The sequence below is a fragment of the Sorangium aterium genome, from assembly GCF_028368935.1.
In the GTDB taxonomy this organism is placed as follows: Bacteria; Myxococcota_A; Polyangia; order Polyangiales; family Polyangiaceae; genus Sorangium; species Sorangium atrum.
This window is the reverse complement of record NZ_JAQNDK010000007.1, coordinates 291025-310820: the sequence shown is the minus strand read 5'-3', so window position 1 is coordinate 310820 and position 19796 is coordinate 291025. Positions and strand designations below refer to the sequence as shown.

Genomic DNA, 19796 nt, shown 5'->3' with positions numbered 1-19796 from the left:
CGCCGGAGGCCGCGATAGGGCAGCATCGTTCGACGGGATGCGACACCGTGACGCATTGCTCGACCTGCACGGCGCGACCTAATGTCGCGCGCATGCCGCACGAGGTTCTCTCCCCCTCCACATCTTCATCTTCGCGGCCATCGCTGGCAGGTGTCGGAGCGCCGGTTCGCCGGCGCGGCCGCCTGCGCCCGGTGCAGATCGGGCTCTGCGTCTCTGCGCTCGCGGGGATCGCGCTCCTCGGCGTGCGGTCGCGCGTGCGCGAGGCGCCCGCCTCGCCGCCCGTGCTCGGCGAGATGCCGGCGTTCTCGATGACGGATCAGGACGCTCGTCCCGTCACGCGGGAGTCGCTCCGCGAGCAGACGCTGATCGTCGACTTCTTCTATGCGAGCTGTCCCGTGTCCTGCCCGAGGCTGTCGGCGCAGATGGCGGCGTTCCAGGAGCGGATCGCCCAGCGCAGCGCGGCGCGCGGACAGGCGCTCCCCATCCACCTCATCTCGATCACGCTGGACCCGGAGAACGACACACCCGACGTGCTGCGCTCGTACGCGGCGCGCTACAGCAGCGGCCGTGGTGCCTGGTCGTTCCTCTCCGGTCGGAGCGAGGAGCTGAATCGCGTGGTGGTGAAGGGGTTCAAGATCCGCTTCGAGCGAGCCGACCCGTCGGCCGGGCTCGGCGCGATCATGCACGGCGAATGGTTCGTCCTGGTCGATGGGCTCGGTCGCATTCGTGGCTACTATCAAATCGGCGATGAAGAACGAATGAACGAGCTCGTCCGCGACGCGGAGCGATTGGCCTCGAAGGAGCTGACATGAGCCGATCGATGTGCTCTCGCCTCGGCGCCGTTCATCTCGCGCGGTCCCTGCTGCTCGGGGCGGCGATCGCAACGAGCCTCACGGTCGCGTGCTCGAAAGCGTCCACCGCCGCTCCGCGTGTCCACCACGCGACGGGCGCCGTCCGCTCGCTCGGCCCTGGGCGGGCCTATGTCAACATCGCGCACGACGACATCCCGGGCTACATGAGCGCGATGACGATGTCGTTCGAGCCCCAGGGCCCGTCGCAGCTCGACGGTATCGAGGTCGGCGACCGTATCGCGTTCGATTTCTACGAGACGGAGGACGCCCGCCGTGTCCTTACGCGGGTCGAAAAGCGCAGGTGAGCCGACTGCCGGGCGGCGAGCGTGGATGGGGGGCCGCGCGATCGGCGCCGCGTTCGTCGCCGCGGGGCTGGGAATCGTCACGTTCACGGCGCTCTCCTTCGCTCCGTCGGCGAACGGCGCCTTCGCCATTCACGGGATCGAGCTCGGGATGACGGCGAGCGAGGTCGTCCGGCGCTTCGACGCTGGGCCGACCGGACGCTGGAGCGAGGCCACGGGCTGCGCCGGGCCTTCGATGGAGTGGTCGCGGGGCGATGCGGCGGCCGCCAGGGCGCCCCTCTCTGCGCGCTTCGAGTTTCATGAGGGGTTGCTCATGGCCGCGCGGATGCGCGTGACGCCCGAGGACCCGAGCGCGCGCGGCGCGCGGCTCGAGACCTCCGCCCAGTTCGTGCTCGCGCGTGAGGCGCGGGACGACGGCTCCTCGTTGCTCGTGCTCCTCGCTCGCGGATGCCCCGACCACGAGGCAGAGGTCGAGCAGCTCCTCAGCGGCAGCTCCGCAAGGCGCTGAAGCGGCGCAGACCGCGCGCCGCCTCAGCCCCGCACGGCGCAAGTTCTTCAGCGCGGTAGCGCTCAACGCGCCGCTGCCCCGGTCTCCAGCATGTACTCGGCGATCTGCCGGAGGCGCTCGTCTCCGAGCGAGGCGAACGGTGGCATCTGAGGCGCATCAGCGCGCTTCTTCCCGGGTGCCCGGGCCCACGTCACGATGCCGTTCGGGTTGCCTGCGTAGATCTGAGCGATCTCGGTGAGCGGCGGCCCGACGATCCGACGGTCGACGCCGTGACAGGCGCCGCAGGTGTTGTGGAAGAGATGTTGCCCATCGCTGACGCCCGCGGCGGCGCGCTCACGTCCCACGCGAAGATCGTACGCCGCTTGGGCCGAGTCATCGACCCACCGGCGAGTCACCTCCTGCATTTCAGCTCGATGCTCGGCGAGAGCGACGCCCCGGTACATGTGTCGACCGAAGGCCATGCAAAACACGGTGAGCGAGATGTACCCGACGATGAGCGGCAGACGTTTGCCGTGCGGCTCGGAGACCGACAGCTCTTTCCACATCATCCAGACCGCGGGGACCGCAACGCCAGCGCCGATCAGGATGGGGGTTACGACCGACACGTGGAAGCCCTTCGAAGGGAGCGTGAATAGCACGAGCGGCCCGACGATGAACTGCGCCAGCGAGACGGCGAACGCGACGGAGTAGAAGATGCGCCGAAGCCGCGGTCGCGTGAGCCGCTCGAAGGTCTCCTCGGCTGGAAACTTGCTCCGGCCGAAGTACCAGACTCCGAAGAGGCTCGTCAGGATGAGTGACGCGCAGAGGAAGTGAAAGTATCGAGGGAAGACGTTCGGTAGCAGAAGCGAGCTGAAAAAACCTCGAACCCCAGTCCAGCGCTCCGGGAACATCATCAGGTTCACATTCGCCAAGAACACGAGCGGGATGACGAGAAAAAGCGCTACCGCGAGTCCGAGGATCGCGATATGAAGCCCCTTCTGTGTCTCGAGCCGATCCCACGTGTACTTGTGGAGGTAGAGGAGAAGGAACGTCGTCGCGATCGCCGGGATCAACAGGATCCACGCCGTACCCGTGAGCGCGTTCGCGGTGTAGAAGTGGATCGTGTACAGAACGTTGATGAGGAGGAGCGGCGCGACGCCGAGCACCACGGCGAGGCTCTTGTTGACCGTGACGGTCGCCGCGAGCGCGCGTGCGAGCTTGTCGAAGTCGCGGTCACGAAGGCCGCGGATCTCGAAGCCGAGCACGAGAAGCGAGCCGCCCACCATCAGGTTGACGAAGAGAATGTGGGCGATGAAGGCAATGACGAGCAGCCCCTCCAGCAGTCCCTGACTTGCTGGGAGCGGGAGGGGAATGTCTCTCGGGATCGGTGTCGGGTTCATGTCCTGCGAATCCTTGAATTCTTGACGGGAGCGGTCACGGGTCGACGGCGAGCGTTCCGTCGCTTCGTCGCTTCGGCCGCGGTGGTGCCGCGACCCCCGTGACCTGCGCTCCTTCGATAACGTCGCGCTGGGTCTGAAGGCTCTCGAGCCACGCTGCGAGAGCCTGCTTCTCCTGTTCGTTCCCGGGGAATGGCGGCATAAAGGGCCGCGCGTTGTGCATCGCCCCGATGTAGCTGGCGATGGCATCACGCCGCCAGGGCTCCGCGTAGTCCCACGAATCTCGGTTGCTGTACATGCCTTCGAGGAGCCCGCGGATGCCGTTCACACCGTCGACCGTGTGACATCTCGTGCATGCGAGGTTGAAGATCTCGCGCCCGGCCTCGAGCTCATTCTCCGGCGTGATCCGGCGGACCGCCGTGTACGTCGCGTGCGCGAGGAGCCCGTCGCGCTGCAGCAGCGGATAGTCTTCCTCACGGAGCCCGTTCGCGTACAGATACCCGGCGATCGCGTACGGCTTTCGAACGAACTCGCGCACGCGCTCGAACGTGCCGAGGAGCAGGACGGTTAGCACCGCGGGCACGACGAACGCCCAGCGACGGAGGCTAGCCGGACGAGCGGCCCCCCAGGCCATCACGAGCGCGATAGCGATGCAGGCGCCACCTAGCACCCACAGCGCAGTGCGCGCCCATCCCTCGAGCAGCTGCGTGAGGAGCGCGACGGGGATGTTCGCCTGCATCGCCGCGGGGACGACGCGCGCATACCACCAGCCGCCCGCGACGCACGGGAGCGTCCAGAGCAGGGACCAGTGGGCGATCGACCTCACCGCTCGCGCGCGAAGCGCCGATCCGCGCTTGGTGACCCACAGCAACGCGGCGAGGCCGAACGCGCCTGCCATGACCATGGCGAGGGGGGTGCGGAACGCGAGCTGCGGCAGGTAGATCGGGTTGAACATCCCGCTAAAGAGCGTTCGGTCGGTGCGCCACGAGCCGGGGTCCATCATGAATCCGAGGATGGACACGATCAGCGCCATCGTGATCCATGAGGCGATGGAGAGCGCAGCGCCCAGCTTGACGTGCGCCCGCTTGCGCGGCCCGGTCCACCTCTTCCAGCTCAGGTAGTAGGCCAAGATGAGAACGACCTCGGTCACGAACACGAGCCATTCGGTGAACCACGTCCAGAAGAAGACCCGGATCAGGCTCCCGATGGCGTACGGGTTCACGAGCGACGCGGAGAGCCAGATGCCCACGCCGGTGAGCGCGCCGACGGTCGTCGTGACGATGAAGAAGAAGGAGAGGAGGCGGTGCGCCAGAGCGTCCCAGGACTCATCGCCGGTCTGGACGCCCCGTCGTTCGAGGTAAGCCACCAGCGGAATGCCACCGACTGCCATCCCATGGTTGATGACCACGTGCAGCACCGCGATGATCGCGATGAGCATGCGGTTGTTGAGGAAGTCGAGGTGGAATACAGGCAGGTCCATGCCTCGCCTATGTGCATGAACTCGGGCCATTTTTCAGCGTGGCCAAGGGTCGCGCGACGAAATGCCGCGTGGCTCCAGCCGCAACGACTCCCCCACGTCGCGGCCTCGGCGGCGCCGCGCCGTCGAGCGCGCCATGCGTCATCGCGGCAGGCTCACCCCGAAGGCACTCCCGCACCTCCTCTCGACGCGGGCCCTGGCCTCGAGCGCGCAGCCGTCACGGATTGGCGCCCGATCACCGCGGGCCCGGGCGCTTACCGATCTTGCGCTGCAGGGAGCGACGATGCAGCCCGAGAAGCGCCGCTGCACGGGTGATGTTGCCGCCGCAGCTCACGAGCACGCGGTCGATGTGTTCCCACTCGACACGTTCGAGCGACGGCACGGAGGTCGGCGGCGGCTCGTCGGCGGGCGACCCGTCGTGGTCGAACGCCGCGACGATCTCGTCGATGTCGGCGGGCTTCGTCAGATAGTGGACGGCCCCCGACCGAACTGCATCCAGGGCCGTCGCGATGCTGCCGTAACCGGTCAAGACCACGATGCGGGTGGTGGGGTCGAGCTCGTGGAGCTTCCGCACGGCATGGAGGCCCGACGTGCGCGGCATGCGGAGATCGACGACTGCGCACTCAGGAGTTTCGAGCTGAGCGTGGCGAATCGCCTCCTCGGCGGATGGCACTCCGACCGCCTCGAAGCCTCGTTCTGCGAGCGCACGCACGAGACGGTCACGAAAGGCATCCTCATCATCGACCACGAGGACAGAGCGGCCCTCGTCCTCATGGCCGTGCTCACGATGCACGGCCTGGCTCATGCTCCCCCCGCAGCGCATCGCGAGCGAGGCAGAGCTCCACGGCGGAGCCCCCTTCTGGCCGAGCCTGGAAGAGCAGGTATCCGCCGGTACGCTCCGCGTAGGCCCGCGCGAGATAGACGCCGAGCCCCAAGCCGCCGCGGTCCGCCTTCGTCGTCACGAAGGGCTCACCTAGCTTCGCCTGGATGTCCGCCGGAATCCCCTTCCCCCGGTCCAGCACATGGAAGCAGAGGCGCTCGGCCGCGACGATGCGCAGCTCGACAGGCTCTTCGACATCGGCGTCCTCCTGGGCGTCGAACGCGTTGCGGATCAGGTTGTGGAGCATCTGCGCGAGGGTCTTGACCGGGGCCACGAGGGCGGCAAGGCTGCTGGCGTCGTCGTCGTACGTGAGGCGAAGATGCGGGATGAGCACCGGGGACATGAGACGATGGAGCTCCGCGACCACCCGTTCAAGCGTCACCCGAACCGGCATCTCGCCGACGGACTCGCCCGCGCGTGCGGAGATGTCGGCGAGGATCTCGCGGCAACGCGCCACCTCGCGACACACCAGGTCGGCGTCCGCGGCTAGCCCGCAGCTCGGAGGCTCGCGTCGCAGCCCGATCGCCAGCTCCTTCGCGGCGAGGCCGATGGTGGCGAGCGGTGAGCCGAGCTCGTGCGCCGCGTTCGCGGAGAAGCTCGAGAGCGTGGCGAGACGCTCGTTCTGCGCCGCGAGGCTGGCGATCTCTGCCAAGCGCTGTTCCCGCCCCCGGATCGCTCGCGACACACGCCCGACGAAGTGCGCCACGAACCCTGCTGCGAGGACATAGGCGATCCACATCCCGACGAGGTGCGTCGACCAACGCCCGTGATCATGGAACGCCAGGTGTTGTGACGGGATGAAGAAGAGTGCGGCGAAGGCCGCGACGGTGAGGACGACAACCGTCCAGGCCAGCCGGGCCTCGAGCAACAGCGCCGCGAGCGCCACATGCACAAGAAAGAAGACGGTGAAGGGATTGCTCGCCCCTCCAGAGGCTGCCAGCATCATCGTGAGGACGACAACATCAAGCGCGAGGACCGCGGGGAGTCTCCAGGTGCTGGTGGACGGCTGGCCCCATAGCAGGAGGCCAGCGTTCGTCGCGGCAGTGAACGTCACCAGGCCGAGGAGCGGCACATACGGCAAGTCGAGCGCGAGGATCACCCGGACCAAGACCAGGGCCATGAGCTGTCCGGCGACCGCGCCCCAGCGCAGCTTGAGCAACCAGGACAGCCCGAGCTGAAGCTCCGTTTCTTCTTCGAGAGGTTCGGCTTTCCTGCGCCGTGCCAGGATGGGAGCCGCTGCACCCGCTGTCGTGGGAGCGGCCGTATCCAAGCGGTCGACCCGCATGACGACGCTCATGGGGTGTTCGTACCGCAGGAAGTGGAGCAAGTCACCGCGGCGTTTCGTCGCGCCGGCGTGTCCCCGCGCCGCCCCCTCGCCAGCCTCGCCCCGCGAGGGCGGCGACCTCGACAGGGCCGAGGCGTCCTGCAGGGCGACCGCCTCCTCGCGGTCCTCGATGCGCTCAGGCCGATTCAGCTCCCGTCCCTCGGCCGGCGCGCGTCGGAGCCTCACCCGAAAGGCGAAGCGAACAGCGCTTCGCTCACCTCCGCGAGCGCGGGGTCGTCCTCGCCGCCGCAACCTGAAAGCACCGCACCAAACAACAAAATGACGACGCAGCCTCGCTCGAAGCTCGCCATACCTGCTCCTCTGAATGGGTGGAGCCCCGGGACCTTATCAGGTTCTCGTCGCGGAACTCTGCGACAGGTTGCCGCAGCGCGGGAGGTGATGGCGCGAGCGGTCCAATGCGCCTCCCGGCCCCACGGGCGGCGAGCCCGCGCGCCAGGCGGCCAGAGCCCACCGCGTCGAGCACCGCCTGGTAGTCCTCGCCCATGGTGGTGAAGTCCTTCGCGCCGATCTGGGAGCGGCCCGCCGGAGGCTCGGCCGGGCTGTTCAAATTCCCGCGGTTTGTCGGGTCCTGCAGCATTTGATTCTGCCCGCGAGGTATCTCGCTGTCCGAGGATCGCTCGAGGATCGGTCTGGCGCTTGCAAACGGACGAGCATGAGCAAGAACCGACCAGCCTCGTCACGGACGACCGTCGCGCTCGCCGAGAGGCCGATTTGCCGCGGCGTCGTCGCGCTCGTCGCGACATCGCTGGTCGGCTGCGGCATCGCCAGCGTGTGGGCGCAGACGAGCTGTCCGACCCCGCCTCCCGACGCGATCGCCCGCGCACAGGAGGCTTGCCGGGTCGCGGTGCAACGGCCGGAGCAGAGGAAGACGTCCCACGACCTCTCCGACATCTTCAGCGCGCGGAACGCCGAGCCGTCCTCTCCCGTGTTCCTGAGCCAACCGAAGCAGGGGAGGGTCTCGGGGTTCGACTTCTACCGGGATCCGCTGAACTCGGACAAGCCGAACGAGGATCCCACCGCCATCATGAAGCAGGAGATCGCGAACAAACCCAACGTCATGCGCGCTCAGCAGAAGCTCCTCGAGCAGCGCTACGATCTCACGCCCAGGTTCGACCCCGTCGCCAAGATGTCGCGCGGCAAGCCGCTCTGCGTTGGCCCGACGGCGCGGCTCCAGAGCGGGTTGACCTGGGAGAAGCTGGCCGCCATGCCTCCCCTGGAGATCAAGCGGCAGGGTGTCTTCCCGTATCCGTCGCTGCCCCATCCCCTGCAGGCGAACGGCGGCCAGGTCTTCCCGAAGATGCAGATCGCGATGTTCCCGCGGCTCGAGCGCTTCGACGTGGACTTCGATCTGCCGGAGGCGTTCCTGCCCGAGTTCCCGCCCGCGATGTTCCTGAGCAACCGGCCGGAGCTCGGCGACGTATCGCGCGGTGAGGTGGTGTCGATCAACAACTACTACCGGCTCTTCAAGGACCTCCTCACGCCGGTGCAGCTCGACGGGCTCCGGCTCCTCCTGACCTCGTTCCCGCAGGAGGAGTTCAACCCGACCGACGATCGCAAGTCGCGTGATCCGAGCCTCGGCGTGACGTGCCTCGACTGCCACATCAACGGCCACACGACGGGGCAGTTCCACCTGAACCCGGACATGCGCCCGCAGGAGCGGCGCCTCCGCCTCGACACGGTGAGCTTGCGAGGGGTGTTCAACCAGCAGATCCACGGATCGAAGCGGAGCCTGCGATCCGTCGAAGACTTCACGGAGTTCGAGCAGCGCACGGCCTACTTCAACGGCGATGCCATCCACGCCATGAAGAAGGGCATGAACATCCTCGACCGCATCCAGGTCAGCCACATGGCGCAGCTGCAGAACATGCTCGATTTCCCGCCGACGCCCAAGCTCGACCCGGCGACCGGCCGCCTCGACCGCGCGAAGGCGACCCCGAGCGAGCTGCGAGGCGAGCAGATCTTCTTCGGCAAGGGTCAATGCGGGAGCTGCCACGCGGCGCCCTTCTACCTGGACAACCAGCAGCACGACTTGCATCTCGAGCGCTTCCTCAAGGACGAGCCGGGGGACGGCCCGATCAAGACCTTCACCCTGCGCGGCATCAAGGACAGCCCGCCGTACCTGCACGACGGGCGTTGCCTGACGCTCGAGGACACGGTGGAGTTCTTCAACATCGTGCTCGGCTTGAACCTCTCGCGCGACGAGAAGAGTGATCTCACCGCCTTCATGCGGCAGCTGTAGCCGTCAGCTGCTGCGGCCGGAGGAAGTGGCGCCGACCATCCGGTCGTCGGCGATGCCGATGGGTCGAAATCCTGCTACAATCCCGAGATGTCGTCCAGGAATGCCGTGCTTGCCGAGGCTCTGCAACTTCCGCCGGAGGAGCGAGCAGACGTCGCGAAGCGCTTGATCGCGAGCCTCGACGGACCAGAGGACGAGGACGTTGAGGCTGCCTGGCTCGCCGAGGTTGAGCGACGTCTGCAGGACGTCGACCGTGGCACGGCGAGCGCCGAGCCTTGGGACGCTGTTCGGGAACGGCTCGCTACACGTCTCCGCACGAACCGCAAATGAAGATCGTCGTTCTCGACGAGGCAGACGCCGAGCTTACCGCCGCCGCGGACTGGTATGAGCAGGAGCGAGAGGGCCTCGGTGAGGATCTGCTGGCCGAGGCCGATCGTGTACTGAGTGCAATCGCGGCGAGCCCAACCACATGGCCCCTCGTTGCGGGCAGCAAGGTCGTCCGCCGGTTCCTGTTCACACGGTTCCCGTATATCGCCTACTTCGTCATCCGGGACGAGCATGTCCTCGTGCTGGCGTTTGGCCACACGAGTCGAATGCCTGGCTATTGGCGGAGCCGACTTAAATAGCGAGCGAGAGAGACCACGCCTGTCCAACAAGACGCGAGGCCGCTCCCCTTACCGCCCCTCCCGGGCCTCCTCCACCACGAGCGCGCTCTTCCGCCCCACCCGGTACGTCCTCACCGGCTCTCCCCGGACGATCCGGTCGTGTTCGCTCCAGCGCGCGGCCTCCCCTTCTGCGACGCGCCGGGCGGCGCGCTCCGCGAGCCGCTCGGCGATGCGCTCCACGCCGCGGCGGACGTTCGCGCGCTGCGAGCGCTCATCGGCGACGCGCACCGTGATCCCGCTCGGCCGGTGGTGGATCCGGACCGCCGACAGGGTCTTGTTCACGTGCTGCCCTCCTGGCCCGCTCGCCCGGCAGGCCGAGATCTCGAGCTCACCCAGGTCGACGCCCTCGCCCGCGCCCGCCCCGGCGTCCGCCGCCGCAGCGTGGATCGCCACCCCCGCGAACCACCGCTTGCGCGCCGCCTTCCCCCGCGCCGCGCTCCGTTCGACCAGCGCGTGCGTCCCGAGCTCGCCCTCCAGGCAGCGCCGCGCGTCGCCCTCCACCAGGATCTCGACCGAGGCCGGCGCGTCCTCGTCGCCGTGCACCGTGACGTCGACCACCACGAGCCCGCGCTCCTGGCAGAGCGCCTCCATGCGCTCGGCGAGCCGCGCCACGAAGCGCCTCACCTCGATCGGCCCCCGCCCCGCGCTGATCTGCACCCACGACCGGCTCATCGCTTCACCGTGAGCACCGGCACGAGCGGCGCGACCGGGGTCGCCAGGCCGGCCTCGACAAGGCTCTCGATCACCGGCTCGATCGGCTTGTACGCGTCGGGGTGCTCCTCGAGCAGCAGCGCCGGATCGTCGCACACGACGCGGCCGCCGAGCTCCGTGCGGACGAGCTCGCGCCGCCGGTACCTGGCCGCGATCTTCTCGCGCGCCTCGCTGCGCCCCATCTTGCGGCCCGCGCCGTGCGCGACGGAGCGCAGCCCAGCCTCCGCGTCGCACGAGCGCATCACCCACGACGGCGCTCCTCGCGACCCGAGCACCACGGTGAAGTCGCTGCCCCGGGCGGGCGCCGCGCCCTTGCGGTGCACCCAGGCCAGCTCGCCGCCCACGGCCTCGCGCGCGACGTCGTTGTGGGTGAGATCGAGCCCGCCCGTGATCGTCGACGCCCGCGAGGCGCCGAGCGCGCGCAGCATCCGGTAGGCGAGCAGGAGCCGGTTCGCCCGCGCGAAGCGGCACGCGCCGGCGAGCTCGCCGAGGTAGGGCTCGGCCGCGTCCCCCTCGAGCACCGCGCCGCCCCAGCGCTGCCCGAGCGCGCCGCCGAGCCCGCGCGAGCCGGAGTGCGCCACGACGACGAGCTCCCCCGCGGAGAGGCCGAGGGCCTTCGCCGACGCAGGGTCCCGCAGCGCGCCGACCCGGGCGACCTCGAGGAAGTGGTTCCCGCCGCCGACCGAGCCGAGCGCGCCCTCGTAGCCCGCGCGGTACGGCGAGGCGTCCCCGCTCGGGCGAAGGCTGTCCTCAAGCTCCGCCGCCGCGAGCCGCGCGAGCGCCTCGGGCACGCCGTCGAGCTCGGCGAGGCCGCGCGCCCCGCGCTCCCAGACCCGCTCGAACACCGCCCGCGGGTCGCACTCGGCGAGCGGATCGTCGTCCATGGCCTGCCGGGCGCGCCGCTCGAGGGCGTCCGGCGCCATGCGGCCGATCGACGTCGCGACGAGCCGCACGCCGCAGCCGGCGTCGCCGCCGATGAGCTCCGGGACGACCCGGTCCGCGAAGGCGAACGCCGCGCCGATGGGGATGCCCCGCCCTGCGTGAAGGTCCGGCATGCCCACGGCGCGGACGCAGCCGGGCAGCGCGGCGACGCGCGCGAGCTGCTGGACGGCGTTGCCCTCGAGCCAGACGTCGTCGCGGGCGACGAGGCGGGCGTGAGCAGGAAGGGCTGCGCTGTCGGCGGGGGCTTTCATCGAGATCTCCGGGGCAAGCGGCCAATACGGCAAACGCAGGCGCAAACGAGGATGGGAATGCCCATGGGAATGCGGAGGAGACTTGCGGCTTCCGTGCCAGCGCGCGGCCCGCCCCGACGCCGGCAAAACGCTTCTACGTGGTGCACTGCGCACCATGTAAAGTGATTCATCATGCACCACATCTGGTGTACGGTGCACCAGTGAATCGCCTCCTCCTCACCTGGTCGGACGCGGGCACGCTCGGCCCGGCGCCGGCGCATCACGGCCGCCGGCCCGAGGGCGATCGCGGGCCGGTGCTGCGGCTCCTCGACCAGGAAGAGAGCCGCTACGACGCCATCGTGGTCCTCACTATCCCGGCGGGCGAGGCGCCGTCGCGGGCGCTCGTCGAGCGGGCGCGGGCGCGCGCGCCGCGGATCGAGCTCCGGGTCGTGGACGTCGACGATCCGTCGGACCACGCGAAGCTCTTCCGGGCGCTCGGGAAGCTCTCGGCGCAGCTCAAGCGCGCCTTCCCGCCGGCGGCGTGGGCGACGGACGTCCTGCTCTCGGCCGGCACGCCGCAGGCGCAGACGCTCTGGGTCATCCTGGTGCAGGCGGGGATCCTGCCGGCGCGCATGCTCCAGGTGATCCCGGCGGCGTTCGTGCCGCACCCGCACCCGCAGCCGGTGCGCGAGGTCCGGCTCGACATCGAGGGCTTCCCCGAGATCCGCGCGCTGCGCGAGGAGGTCGTGCGCCTGCGGGCCGAGGCGCGCGTGCGCGACACGGTGCTCGTCGGCGAGAGCGAGCCGATGCGCTTCCTCCGCGCCCGCATCGCCCGGGTCGCCGCGACCGATGTGCCTGTGCTGATCGTCGGCGAGACCGGGACCGGAAAGGAGCTCGCGGCCAGGGCGATCCACGAGCACAGCCCGCGGGCGAGAGGGCCGTTCATCGCGGAGAACTGCAGCGTCTTCGCCGAGGGCGTGCTCGCGAGCGAGCTGTTCGGACACGAGGCGGGGGCCTTCACCGGGGCCGCGGGGCGGCGGCGCGGCGTCTTCGAGCAGGCGCACGGCGGGACGCTGTTCCTCGACGAGATCGGCGAGCTGTCCCCGCGGGTGCAGGCGTCTCTGCTGCGCGTGCTCCAGGACGGGACGCTGCGGCGGGTGGGCGGCGAGGCGAGGATCGAGCTGGACGTCCGCGTCCTCGCGGCCACCCACCGCGACCTCGGGGCGATGGTCGAGCAGGGGACGTTCCGCGAGGATCTGTATTACCGGCTCCGCGGCGCGATCATCGAGGTTCCCCCGCTCCGCGCGCGGGGTGGAGACATCGAGGTGCTCGTCGACGCGTTCCTCGACGAGGTGCAGTCGCGGCGCAAGGGGCGCGGGCTCAAGGTGACGCGCGAGGCGTTGAGGAGCCTTTACCAGCACCCCTGGCCGGGCAACGTGCGCGAGCTGCGCGCGGAGGTGCAGCGGTGGGGCGTGTTCTGCGAACACACGGTCGACGTGGGCGACCTCGCGCCGGAGATCGCGTCGCCGGCGGCGCGGCCGGCGAGCGGCGGCGCCGGCGGGATCGCGCGAGCGACGGCGTCGGAGGCAGGCGGCCAGGAGGTCGCGCCGCTCGCGGAGGCCGTGGCGTCGGCCGAGCGCGCCGCGATCGGGCGCGCGCTCGAGGTGCATCAGGGCAACCTCTCCCGCGCGGCGCGCGCGCTCGGCATCGACAGGAACACCCTCAAGCGAAAGATGGCGGCGTATCACCTCCGCAAAGGCGGCGCGCCGCGCGACGCCGTGAGGGGCGAGGATCCGAAGAAGCTGAAGCCGCCACCGTTACCGAACAAAGAGAAGAAGACGACGAACAACCGATGAAAGGGCGAACGGCGCCCGCGCCGTCGGCGTCAGCAGCAATGTCCTCGATGTCCTGAGGCCGTGCGCCCGAAGGCCGGAGGGCGATGCCTACGCCAGGTGCACCCACGAGCGCGCGCGCCTGGTTCACCGCTTGCATTGCTCCATCGAGCAAGCTGGGAGGTCGTGCGAATGCTGGCGCTCACATACCATGGGCCGAGGAACGTCCGCGTCGAGGAAAACCCGGAGCCCCGGGTTCAACATCCGAACGACGTGGTCCTGCGCGTGAGTCGCGCCACGATCTGCGGCTCTGATCTGCACCTCTATCATGGCTACGTGCCTGACACGCGCGTGGGGACCATCTTCGGCCATGAGTTCACCGGCGTCGTGGAGGAGCTCGGGGCCTCGGTGCAGACCCTGAAGCGCGGCGACCGCGTCGTCGTGCCCTTCAACATCGCCTGCGGGACGTGCTTCTTCTGCCAGCGAGAGCGCACCTCCGCCTGCGAGAACACGAACCCGCTCACCACGCTCGCCAGCGGGATCTTCGGCTATTCGCACACCACCGGCGGCTACCAGGGCGGCCAGGCCGAGCGCGTCCGCGTCCCCTTCGCCGACGTCGGCCCCATGAAGATCCCCGACGACCTCTCGGACGAGGACGCTCTCTTTCTCTCGGATATCCTCCCCACGGGGTACCAGGCCGCGGAGATGGGGGACATCGGCCCCGCGGACACCGTGGCCGTCTTCGGCTGCGGGCCCGTCGGCCTCGTGGCCCAGCGGTGCGCATGGCTCCTCGGCGCGCGCCGGGTCATCGCCGTCGATTCGGTCGGTTACCGCCTCGATTTCGCGCGCCGGCACAACAAGGCAGAGACGCTCGATTTCAGCAAGACCCCTGACGTCGTGTCCACGCTCCGGGACATGACCGACGGCCGCGGGCCGGACGTCTGCGTCGAGGCGGTCGGCCTCGAGGCGAACGGCTCGGCGCTGCACGACGTGCTGGGCAAGGCGCTCAAGCTCGAGGCCGGATCGCCCGTCGCCCTCAACTGGGCGATCCAGTCGGTCCGCCGCGGCGGGAGGGTCTCGATCATCGGCGTCTACGGGCCGCCGTGGAACCTGGTCGACGTGGGCGCGGCCATGAACAAGGGCCTGACGATCAAGGCCGGGCAGTGCGACGTGAAGCGGTACATGCCCCGCCTGCTCGAGCACATCCGCAACGGGAACATCGACCCGAGGGCGCTCATCACCCACCGAGCTCCGCTCGATGCGGCCGCGGAGATGTACCGGGTGTTCGCGGCGAGGACCGACGGGATCCTCAAATGCGTGCTCGTTCCGCGGGGGGCCAAGTGAGCTCGGTCATCGAGGGGGAGACGATCATGGAAGCCGAGATCGTAGTGCCGAGGGAGCTGCCGTACTGGGGAGTCGATCTTTGCCCCGAGGACAGGCCCGGCGTCCCGAGGGAGGTACCGCCGCGCCTCCTGGAGAGCGCGCACTGGCTCGAGCCCGAGCAGCAGCCGATCGAGGGGCTGGTGCTCAGGCACCCAGGGCGCGCCCGTCCGACGCCGGTGTTCAGCACGGCCTTGCCGCCGAGAGGAGCGAGCGGGGCGCTGCGCCGCGCCGCCTACAAGGTCCCGGATCACCGGCTCTCCCACTGGGTCGCGCTGTTCATCGCGGATCGGGTCGACGTGATCGAGAGCTTCCCTCTCGACCTCTTCAAGAGACTCAAGAGGCGGGTCGTCAGGGCAGGCAAGCTCAGGCGCCCGGCGTCACAGCGCGCCTGACAGAGGCCCCCTGAGGTGGGTGTCGCCGTTCGTGGATCATAGCTCCGGGATGCCGAGCAGATCGGCGGCCTCGCCCATGCTGCGGACCAGGGAGCCCTCCACCGCGTCATCGCTCTCGCGCTGAACGAGCGAGAAGAGCTGGCCGAACGGGGTCTCGAGCTGCGCCGACGTCGGATCCTCGGAGCTCCACAGGTCGGGCACCGGCGGCAGCGCGTCGCCGGGGAGCGCGGCGTAGGCATCCTCGAGCCGCTCGAAGCCATCGAGGACCGCCTGATCGACGGCGGCGGCGTCGCCCTCCTTCGAGAGGAGCCAGCGCTGGAACGCAGCGTAGGTCAGCCTCCCTGCCGCCACGTTCGCGCGCATGTCGGCGAGGGTGTACTGCGCATAGCGGGACTCCTCCTCGCCCGTGGCGGCCTTCGCCACCTTCTCGACCTGCTCGCCGAGCGAGCCGATGACCCCCCGGAACGCCGACGGCGCGTCGAGCGCCAGCCCGCGAAAGTCGGATTGCATCTTCCTCGTGTCCGCCACCAGGCGGGCGCAGAGGCCGCGCTTGAACGCCTTGGCCTCCGCCTCGGTCGCGGGGAACGCCGCGGCGCGGTACCTGGCCCCGAGGCCCGACTCGAACTCGACGACCGCAGGCGGAATGGCGTCGGACCAGAGGATCCGCTCGATGGCGTGGACGCCGGTCACCCCTTCGCCGTCGAACGGATCGGCGTCGGCGGCCGCCTCGATGAACGCGTCATACCGGGCGTCGGTGGACACATCGAGATCCCGGAAGAGGACCGCGATCGCGCCCTCGACGTGCTCATAGGCCCACCGCGCCTTCTTCCACTCGGCCTTCATCGCGTCGACGGCGTCCTTGTCGGCCGCCGCGCTCCACCCGTCCTCGTCCGGCTCGGGCGCAGCGGCCTGCAGCGCCGCCGCCGCGGCGGCGAGGCCGTCGAGGTTCGTCTGGATGATCGCCTTCACGTCGAGCACGGCCTGCTCCTCGTAGCCAGGGGCGGCGAGCGGCTCCTCGCCTTCGCTCCCGCACGCGGCGAGCGCGGACGAGGCGGCGACGGCAAGGCAGAAGGGAAGACGCGCGCGATGGATGACCATGGGGAAGAGCTCCTGTCTTGGGGCGCTGGGGAGGAGCGCACAGAGTCGAACAGCGCCTCCTCAACGAGCCTTGTAAATGAACGCCATCCTCGCGAGGCACATCTCGTCGAACGCCGTATCCCCGAGGGACACGTCGACCGGGCTCGTCGTGTGTCGCTCGCTCAGCGCCGCCCGCAGATGGGGGTTTTCCAGAGAATTGTCGTACGTGCACCTGATCTTCAGCGCGTCGCCCGGCGCGAGACGCGGCAGATCTGCAATCGCGGCGTCGACCTGGTAGAGGCGCTGCCACGTGAGGTCCCAGGACGGGTCCTGCAGCAAGCACTCCTCCGTCTCCTGGCCGGAGGCCCCGCCCGCGTGCTCGATGTCGATCTTCACGTCGTTGCCGATGTAGTGCATGTGCGGGCCGACGCCGTAGACGTGGAGGTCCGGCGTCGGGTGACCGTTCATCGTGGCAGGCAGCGTGAAGCGCATGCGCTCGACGTGGTCGTGAGCGCCTGCCGGGATGCGGAAGGAGGCGCCTCGCTCGTCGTCCGGACCGGGCTGCAAGCCGTCGCCGTTCGCGAACTGGCGAGCGTAGTTGCCGACGAGCGCGAAGATCAGCTCGTACTCGGGGGGCGACGGCGTGAAGCGCATCTGAAAGCGTGTGCTGTCCGGGGCCGCCGTCGCCCCGGCCGGGTGGTAATGGATCTGCATCACGAGCCGTGAGCCCGCCGGTATCGGGGCGCCCACGTTCGGTCCAGCGTCGAAAGGTCGGCCGCCGGGCGCCCAGGCCGCGACGACGCCGCCCTCGACCCGTGGGCCGCCGAAGCACTCGTAGCTGCCGTCAGGGCCGGCGAGCGCCTCGCTCTCGCCGCGCTCGTCGAGGAACATCAACGCGTGGTGCACGATCTTCGAGTTTCCGACCAGGAAGCTCCACCCGTTCAGGTACCTGGTGTCGGAGAGCTTCGGATCCAGGACGAAGCAGCGAAACTGATCCGACTCGCCGCTCGCGACGAACGGCGCCATCGGCGCCAGCTCCTGCTCCGCGCCGTGAAGCTCGTCCGCACCCGACGCGAGGGGAGCCGGCGTGAGGGCGCGCTCCCCTTCCGGCGCCCCTCCTGCGCTCCACGCCTCGAACCTCGCGATCTCCTCGCCGCTGAGCCGGAGATCGGCCTTCCAGCCATGACGAGGCCTGCACTCGTCCGTCTCGAACGCGCCCCAGGGGGGCATCGTGCGCTCCCTCGTGACCTCGGCGATCAGCTCGGCGACGCTCTTGGCGTCCTCGTAGCTGCCCAGACCGAACGGGGCGATCCCACCCGTGGAGTGGCAGCTCACGCAGCTACGCTGAAGGAGCGGCTCGATATCGGCGTGGAACGTCGGCGTCCCGCCGGGCGCGTCGGAGCCGCCGGCGCAGCCCGCGAGCGGAGCGGCGGTCAGGATCATCCGCAGGAGGGCGCCTCGTCGCGCGCTCACCGGGTCCTCACGGGTCATACACCTCGGCGTTGCACTCGATGGTGAGCTTCCCCGCGTCCTGCGTGCAGACCGGCGGGCTGTAGCAGTTTCCCACGCTCATGGATTCGGCGGCATCGCCGACGCAGTCGCACGAGGGCTCCGGCATGCAGGGGACAGGGATCGTGTGACAGAAGAGCTGCGGCGGCGGCTTGAACGGCTCTTCGTGGGGCTCGTCGAGGATCTCGCAGTACTGATCGGCCGATCTGCAGAAGTAGCTGCCGCAGGCGAAGGTCCCTGGAGGCGCGGCCGCAGGGGCGCACGTCTCGGCCGCGCCGATGCTCTGCCCTGCCCGCTCCGCCTCGCAGGCGCTCGCGTAGGCGCGACCGTCGCAGGCGCAGACCTGCGTGTCGCTCTGACACGTCGTCGGTCGCAACAGGCATGCTCCGTCCTTCCCTCCACATGCCCCCGGCGGATAGTAACAGAACTCGTCTTCGGCGCAGATCGTCCCGCTGCACAGCGCCGCCTCTGCGGGGCTCGGTCCGCCTCCGGCGTCATCGGCTCCACATCCGGCGAGCGCCAGCGCAGAGCTCAACCACAGGAGCCCTCGGGCCACATCCATGCACATGGACAGATTCATATCAGGTTCTCCTGTCCGCCCGCAGATCTACCGCGTCGAGCCTGTCAACGAGGAGAGGTTCGAGTCGACAGGCTCTTCTACCGGCAGCGACGAGGGCAGCGGTGTGGAGATTGAGTGACGAGCTGAGCTGCTGTACTTCGGCGATGATCTGGCCCCGACGTCGTGCTCGTCGACCAATTTGAATTCCTATGCAACGATAGCGCAACAAAATCTCCATCACAAAAACAAGAGCCCTTGCAATAGGGTAGATTTTCCATCCAGGGGATAGATCTCTCGATCTTGACGGGAACGCCGTGAGCGCGGAGCGCCGTGCGCCTGGTGGGGAAGGAACGTATTCCATGGAGACACAAGGAGATAGGGATCAGCAGAAGGAGCCTCGTAAGGCTCCCCTCGCGCGGATGTTCGGCCTCGCGGTCAGCGTCATCGTGCTGGCGCTGTCCATGGGGACCGGGGTTTCGGCGTGCGCCGGCGCGGGCGGCGACGAGCGCGCGAACGACGATCCGCAGGGGGTTTACGACGGGCAGGAGGAGGAAGGCGCCCTCGAGCCGAGCGAGACGACCTCGGCCGCGCTCAACGGAACGGTCTCGACGGATCCGAACCTCAAGATCGCCTTCATCGGGGACACGGGCACGGGGAGCAGCTTCACGAGCGTGCTGAACCTCGTGCTCAGCGAGGGCGCGGCGGCGGTCGTCGTCAACGGCGACATGTCGTACTCCGCCAACCCGACCACGTGGTGGAACCAGGTCGAGTCGGTCCTCGGCACGACGTTCCCCGTGTTCATCTCCCGCGGCAACCACGATGACTCCTCCTGGAGCGGCTATCTGCCCAAGGCGGCGAATCACCTCGGCGGCGCGACCCGGGTCGCCGGCGCGCACGACGCCAACTACAAGACCACCTTCCGCGGCCTCGTGCTCGTGACCGCCAAGAAGGGCGATAACGGGGCGACGCACATCACGCCGTTCCTCGACACGGACACGCACATCTGGAAGATCTGCCAGTGGCACCAGAATCAGGCGGCCATGCAGGTGGGCGGGAAGGGCGACGAGATGGGCTGGGACGTCTACGAGACGTGCCGGAAGCAGGGCGCGATCATCCAGACGGGACACGAGCACAGCTACGAGCGGACGAGGACGCTCACCAACATGACCTCGCAGACAGTCGACCCCACGTGCAACGGCGCAGGGGTCCTCTGCGTCGGAGGAGATGGAACGAACGGGCGGACGTTCGTGACGGTCGCCGGCCTCGGCGGGAACAGCATCCGCACCCAGACGCGCTGCACACCGACGACGTTTCCGTACGGGTGCAGCAACACGTGGGGGTTCATCTACACCTCGAACCAGAGCGCGAACTACGGTGCTCAGTTCATCACCTTCAACGTCGGCGGCAACCCCAAGGCGGCCACGGGTTACTTCAAGACGATCAGCGGGACGACCGCCGAGACGTTCTCGATCACCCATGACTGAGCGTTCCAGGCGACTCTCGCGATCGTAGCAGGGGTGC

20 protein-coding genes are annotated in these 19796 nt (G+C 69.1%); 10 read left to right on the top strand and 10 right to left on the bottom strand.

Translation table 11 applies throughout. The annotated features are described in order from the left end of the window. Window positions 1–47: 47 nt before the first annotated feature. The 3 genes from POL72_RS51090 to POL72_RS49065 are packed head-to-tail and all read left to right on the top strand — an operon-like array spanning window position 48 to window position 1661. A complete protein-coding gene (locus POL72_RS51090; RefSeq protein ID WP_272104225.1) occupies window positions 48–812 on the top strand; it encodes an SCO family protein in 765 nt (254 codons plus the stop codon). Further along, window positions 809–1156, top strand: coding sequence for a copper-binding protein (locus POL72_RS49070; RefSeq protein WP_272104224.1), 348 nt, complete (start codon window positions 809–811; stop codon window positions 1154–1156). Before POL72_RS51090 ends, POL72_RS49070 begins: the two co-directional genes overlap by 4 nt. A gap of 25 nt (window positions 1157–1181) precedes the next feature. Further along, a complete protein-coding gene (locus tag POL72_RS49065; RefSeq protein ID WP_272104222.1) occupies window positions 1182–1661 on the top strand; it encodes a hypothetical protein in 480 nt (159 codons plus the stop codon). Between the two features lie 62 nt (window positions 1662–1723). On the opposite strand, the gene POL72_RS49060 is transcribed toward POL72_RS49065, so the two are convergent. From POL72_RS49060 to POL72_RS49040, 5 genes are all read right to left on the bottom strand, one after another. Next, window positions 1724–3040, bottom strand: a complete 1317-nt coding sequence (locus tag POL72_RS49060; protein ID WP_272104220.1) for a c-type cytochrome — start codon at window positions 3038–3040, stop codon at window positions 1724–1726. A 34-nt stretch (window positions 3041–3074) separates the two neighbouring features. After that, window positions 3075–4517, bottom strand: coding sequence for a cytochrome c (locus tag POL72_RS49055; protein WP_272104218.1), 1443 nt, complete (start codon window positions 4515–4517; stop codon window positions 3075–3077). 232 nt (window positions 4518–4749) lie between these two features. After that, window positions 4750–5319 carry a response regulator transcription factor gene (locus tag POL72_RS49050; protein WP_272104217.1) on the bottom strand — a complete coding sequence of 190 codons (570 nt, stop codon included), beginning with the start codon at window positions 5317–5319 and terminating at the stop codon, window positions 4750–4752. Then, entirely contained in the window at window positions 5297–6691 is a 1395-nt protein-coding gene (locus POL72_RS49045; RefSeq protein WP_272104215.1) for a sensor histidine kinase, read from the bottom strand. The genes POL72_RS49050 and POL72_RS49045 overlap by 23 nt, the downstream gene beginning before the upstream one ends. Before the next feature lie 209 nt (window positions 6692–6900). Next, window positions 6901–7029, bottom strand: coding sequence for a hypothetical protein (locus POL72_RS49040; RefSeq protein ID WP_272104213.1), 129 nt, complete (start codon window positions 7027–7029; stop codon window positions 6901–6903). A 362-nt stretch (window positions 7030–7391) separates the two neighbouring features. Between POL72_RS49040 and POL72_RS49035 the strand changes: the two genes are divergently transcribed. From POL72_RS49035 to POL72_RS49030, 3 genes are all read left to right on the top strand, one after another. Further along, window positions 7392–8978 carry a cytochrome B6 gene (locus tag POL72_RS49035; protein ID WP_272104212.1) on the top strand — a complete coding sequence of 529 codons (1587 nt, stop codon included), beginning with the start codon at window positions 7392–7394 and terminating at the stop codon, window positions 8976–8978. Between the two features lie 87 nt (window positions 8979–9065). Then, on the top strand, window positions 9066–9305 hold the full coding sequence (locus tag POL72_RS52125; RefSeq protein WP_373372339.1) for an addiction module protein: 240 nt from the start codon (window positions 9066–9068) through the stop codon (window positions 9303–9305). Further along, window positions 9302–9601 (top strand): type II toxin-antitoxin system RelE/ParE family toxin, encoded by a 300-nt coding sequence (locus tag POL72_RS49030; protein WP_272104211.1) that lies wholly within the window; start codon window positions 9302–9304, stop codon window positions 9599–9601. Before POL72_RS52125 ends, POL72_RS49030 begins: the two co-directional genes overlap by 4 nt. 48 nt (window positions 9602–9649) lie before the next feature. On the opposite strand, the gene POL72_RS49025 is transcribed toward POL72_RS49030, so the two are convergent. Both POL72_RS49025 and POL72_RS49020 read right to left on the bottom strand, forming a co-directional pair. Next, window positions 9650–10312: a peptide chain release factor-like protein gene (locus POL72_RS49025; protein WP_272104209.1), complete on the bottom strand. Its 663-nt coding sequence runs from the start codon at window positions 10310–10312 to the stop codon at window positions 9650–9652. After that, a complete protein-coding gene (locus POL72_RS49020) occupies window positions 10309–11544 on the bottom strand; it encodes an RtcB family protein (RefSeq protein WP_272104208.1) in 1236 nt (411 codons plus the stop codon). The genes POL72_RS49025 and POL72_RS49020 overlap by 4 nt, the downstream gene beginning before the upstream one ends. Window positions 11545–11744: 200 nt before the next feature. On the opposite strand from POL72_RS49020, the gene POL72_RS49015 reads away from it, so the two are divergent. The 3 genes from POL72_RS49015 to POL72_RS49005 all read left to right on the top strand — a co-directional run bounded on the left by POL72_RS49015 (window position 11745) and on the right by POL72_RS49005 (window position 15130). Beyond that, window positions 11745–13379, top strand: coding sequence for a sigma-54 interaction domain-containing protein (locus POL72_RS49015; RefSeq protein WP_272104207.1), 1635 nt, complete (start codon window positions 11745–11747; stop codon window positions 13377–13379). A gap of 168 nt (window positions 13380–13547) precedes the next feature. After that, complete coding sequence (locus POL72_RS49010) at window positions 13548–14699, top strand: zinc-dependent alcohol dehydrogenase (protein WP_272104205.1); 1152 nt, start codon at window positions 13548–13550, stop codon at window positions 14697–14699. 26 nt (window positions 14700–14725) lie between these two features. Then, entirely contained in the window at window positions 14726–15130 is a 405-nt protein-coding gene (locus POL72_RS49005) for a hypothetical protein (protein WP_272104203.1), read from the top strand. Between the two features lie 36 nt (window positions 15131–15166). On the opposite strand, the gene POL72_RS49000 is transcribed toward POL72_RS49005, so the two are convergent. The 3 genes from POL72_RS49000 to POL72_RS48990 are packed head-to-tail and all read right to left on the bottom strand — an operon-like array spanning window position 15167 to window position 18278. Next, on the bottom strand, window positions 15167–16228 hold the full coding sequence (locus tag POL72_RS49000) for an imelysin family protein (RefSeq protein ID WP_272104202.1): 1062 nt from the start codon (window positions 16226–16228) through the stop codon (window positions 15167–15169). A 60-nt stretch (window positions 16229–16288) separates the two neighbouring features. Continuing rightward, window positions 16289–17680, bottom strand: a complete 1392-nt coding sequence (locus POL72_RS48995) for a hypothetical protein (protein WP_272104201.1) — start codon at window positions 17678–17680, stop codon at window positions 16289–16291. Between the two features lie 7 nt (window positions 17681–17687). Further along, entirely contained in the window at window positions 17688–18278 is a 591-nt protein-coding gene (locus POL72_RS48990) for a hypothetical protein (protein ID WP_272104200.1), read from the bottom strand. A gap of 356 nt (window positions 18279–18634) precedes the next feature. On the opposite strand from POL72_RS48990, the gene POL72_RS48985 reads away from it, so the two are divergent. Continuing rightward, window positions 18635–19759 carry a metallophosphoesterase gene (locus tag POL72_RS48985; protein WP_272104199.1) on the top strand — a complete coding sequence of 375 codons (1125 nt, stop codon included), beginning with the start codon at window positions 18635–18637 and terminating at the stop codon, window positions 19757–19759. The last annotated feature ends 37 nt before the right edge of the window (window positions 19760–19796 follow it).

What these genes read in the sequence shown, in the direction of transcription:
- POL72_RS49070 (WP_272104224.1), top strand. Translation starts at nt 809, where the DNA reads ATGAGCCGATCGATGTGCTCTCGCCTCGGCGCCGTTCATCTCGCGCGG.
- POL72_RS49065 (WP_272104222.1), top strand. Translation starts at nt 1,182, where the DNA reads ATGGGGGGCCGCGCGATCGGCGCCGCGTTCGTCGCCGCGGGGCTGGGA.
- POL72_RS49060 (WP_272104220.1), bottom strand. Translation starts at nt 3,040, where the DNA reads ATGAACCCGACACCGATCCCGAGAGACATTCCCCTCCCGCTCCCAGCA.
- POL72_RS49055 (WP_272104218.1), bottom strand. Translation starts at nt 4,517, where the DNA reads ATGGACCTGCCTGTATTCCACCTCGACTTCCTCAACAACCGCATGCTC.
- POL72_RS49050 (WP_272104217.1), bottom strand. Translation starts at nt 5,319, where the DNA reads ATGAGCCAGGCCGTGCATCGTGAGCACGGCCATGAGGACGAGGGCCGC.
- POL72_RS49045 (WP_272104215.1), bottom strand. Translation starts at nt 6,691, where the DNA reads ATGAGCGTCGTCATGCGGGTCGACCGCTTGGATACGGCCGCTCCCACG.
- POL72_RS49040 (WP_272104213.1), bottom strand. Translation starts at nt 7,029, where the DNA reads ATGGCGAGCTTCGAGCGAGGCTGCGTCGTCATTTTGTTGTTTGGTGCG.
- POL72_RS49035 (WP_272104212.1), top strand. Translation starts at nt 7,392, where the DNA reads ATGAGCAAGAACCGACCAGCCTCGTCACGGACGACCGTCGCGCTCGCC.
- POL72_RS52125 (WP_373372339.1), top strand. Translation starts at nt 9,066, where the DNA reads ATGTCGTCCAGGAATGCCGTGCTTGCCGAGGCTCTGCAACTTCCGCCG.
- POL72_RS49030 (WP_272104211.1), top strand. Translation starts at nt 9,302, where the DNA reads ATGAAGATCGTCGTTCTCGACGAGGCAGACGCCGAGCTTACCGCCGCC.
- POL72_RS49025 (WP_272104209.1), bottom strand. Translation starts at nt 10,312, where the DNA reads ATGAGCCGGTCGTGGGTGCAGATCAGCGCGGGGCGGGGGCCGATCGAG.
- POL72_RS49020 (WP_272104208.1), bottom strand. Translation starts at nt 11,544, where the DNA reads ATGAAAGCCCCCGCCGACAGCGCAGCCCTTCCTGCTCACGCCCGCCTC.
- POL72_RS49010 (WP_272104205.1), top strand. Translation starts at nt 13,548, where the DNA reads ATGCTGGCGCTCACATACCATGGGCCGAGGAACGTCCGCGTCGAGGAA.
- POL72_RS49005 (WP_272104203.1), top strand. Translation starts at nt 14,726, where the DNA reads ATGGAAGCCGAGATCGTAGTGCCGAGGGAGCTGCCGTACTGGGGAGTC.
- POL72_RS49000 (WP_272104202.1), bottom strand. Translation starts at nt 16,228, where the DNA reads ATGGTCATCCATCGCGCGCGTCTTCCCTTCTGCCTTGCCGTCGCCGCC.
- POL72_RS48990 (WP_272104200.1), bottom strand. Translation starts at nt 18,278, where the DNA reads ATGGATGTGGCCCGAGGGCTCCTGTGGTTGAGCTCTGCGCTGGCGCTC.
- POL72_RS48985 (WP_272104199.1), top strand. Translation starts at nt 18,635, where the DNA reads ATGGAGACACAAGGAGATAGGGATCAGCAGAAGGAGCCTCGTAAGGCT.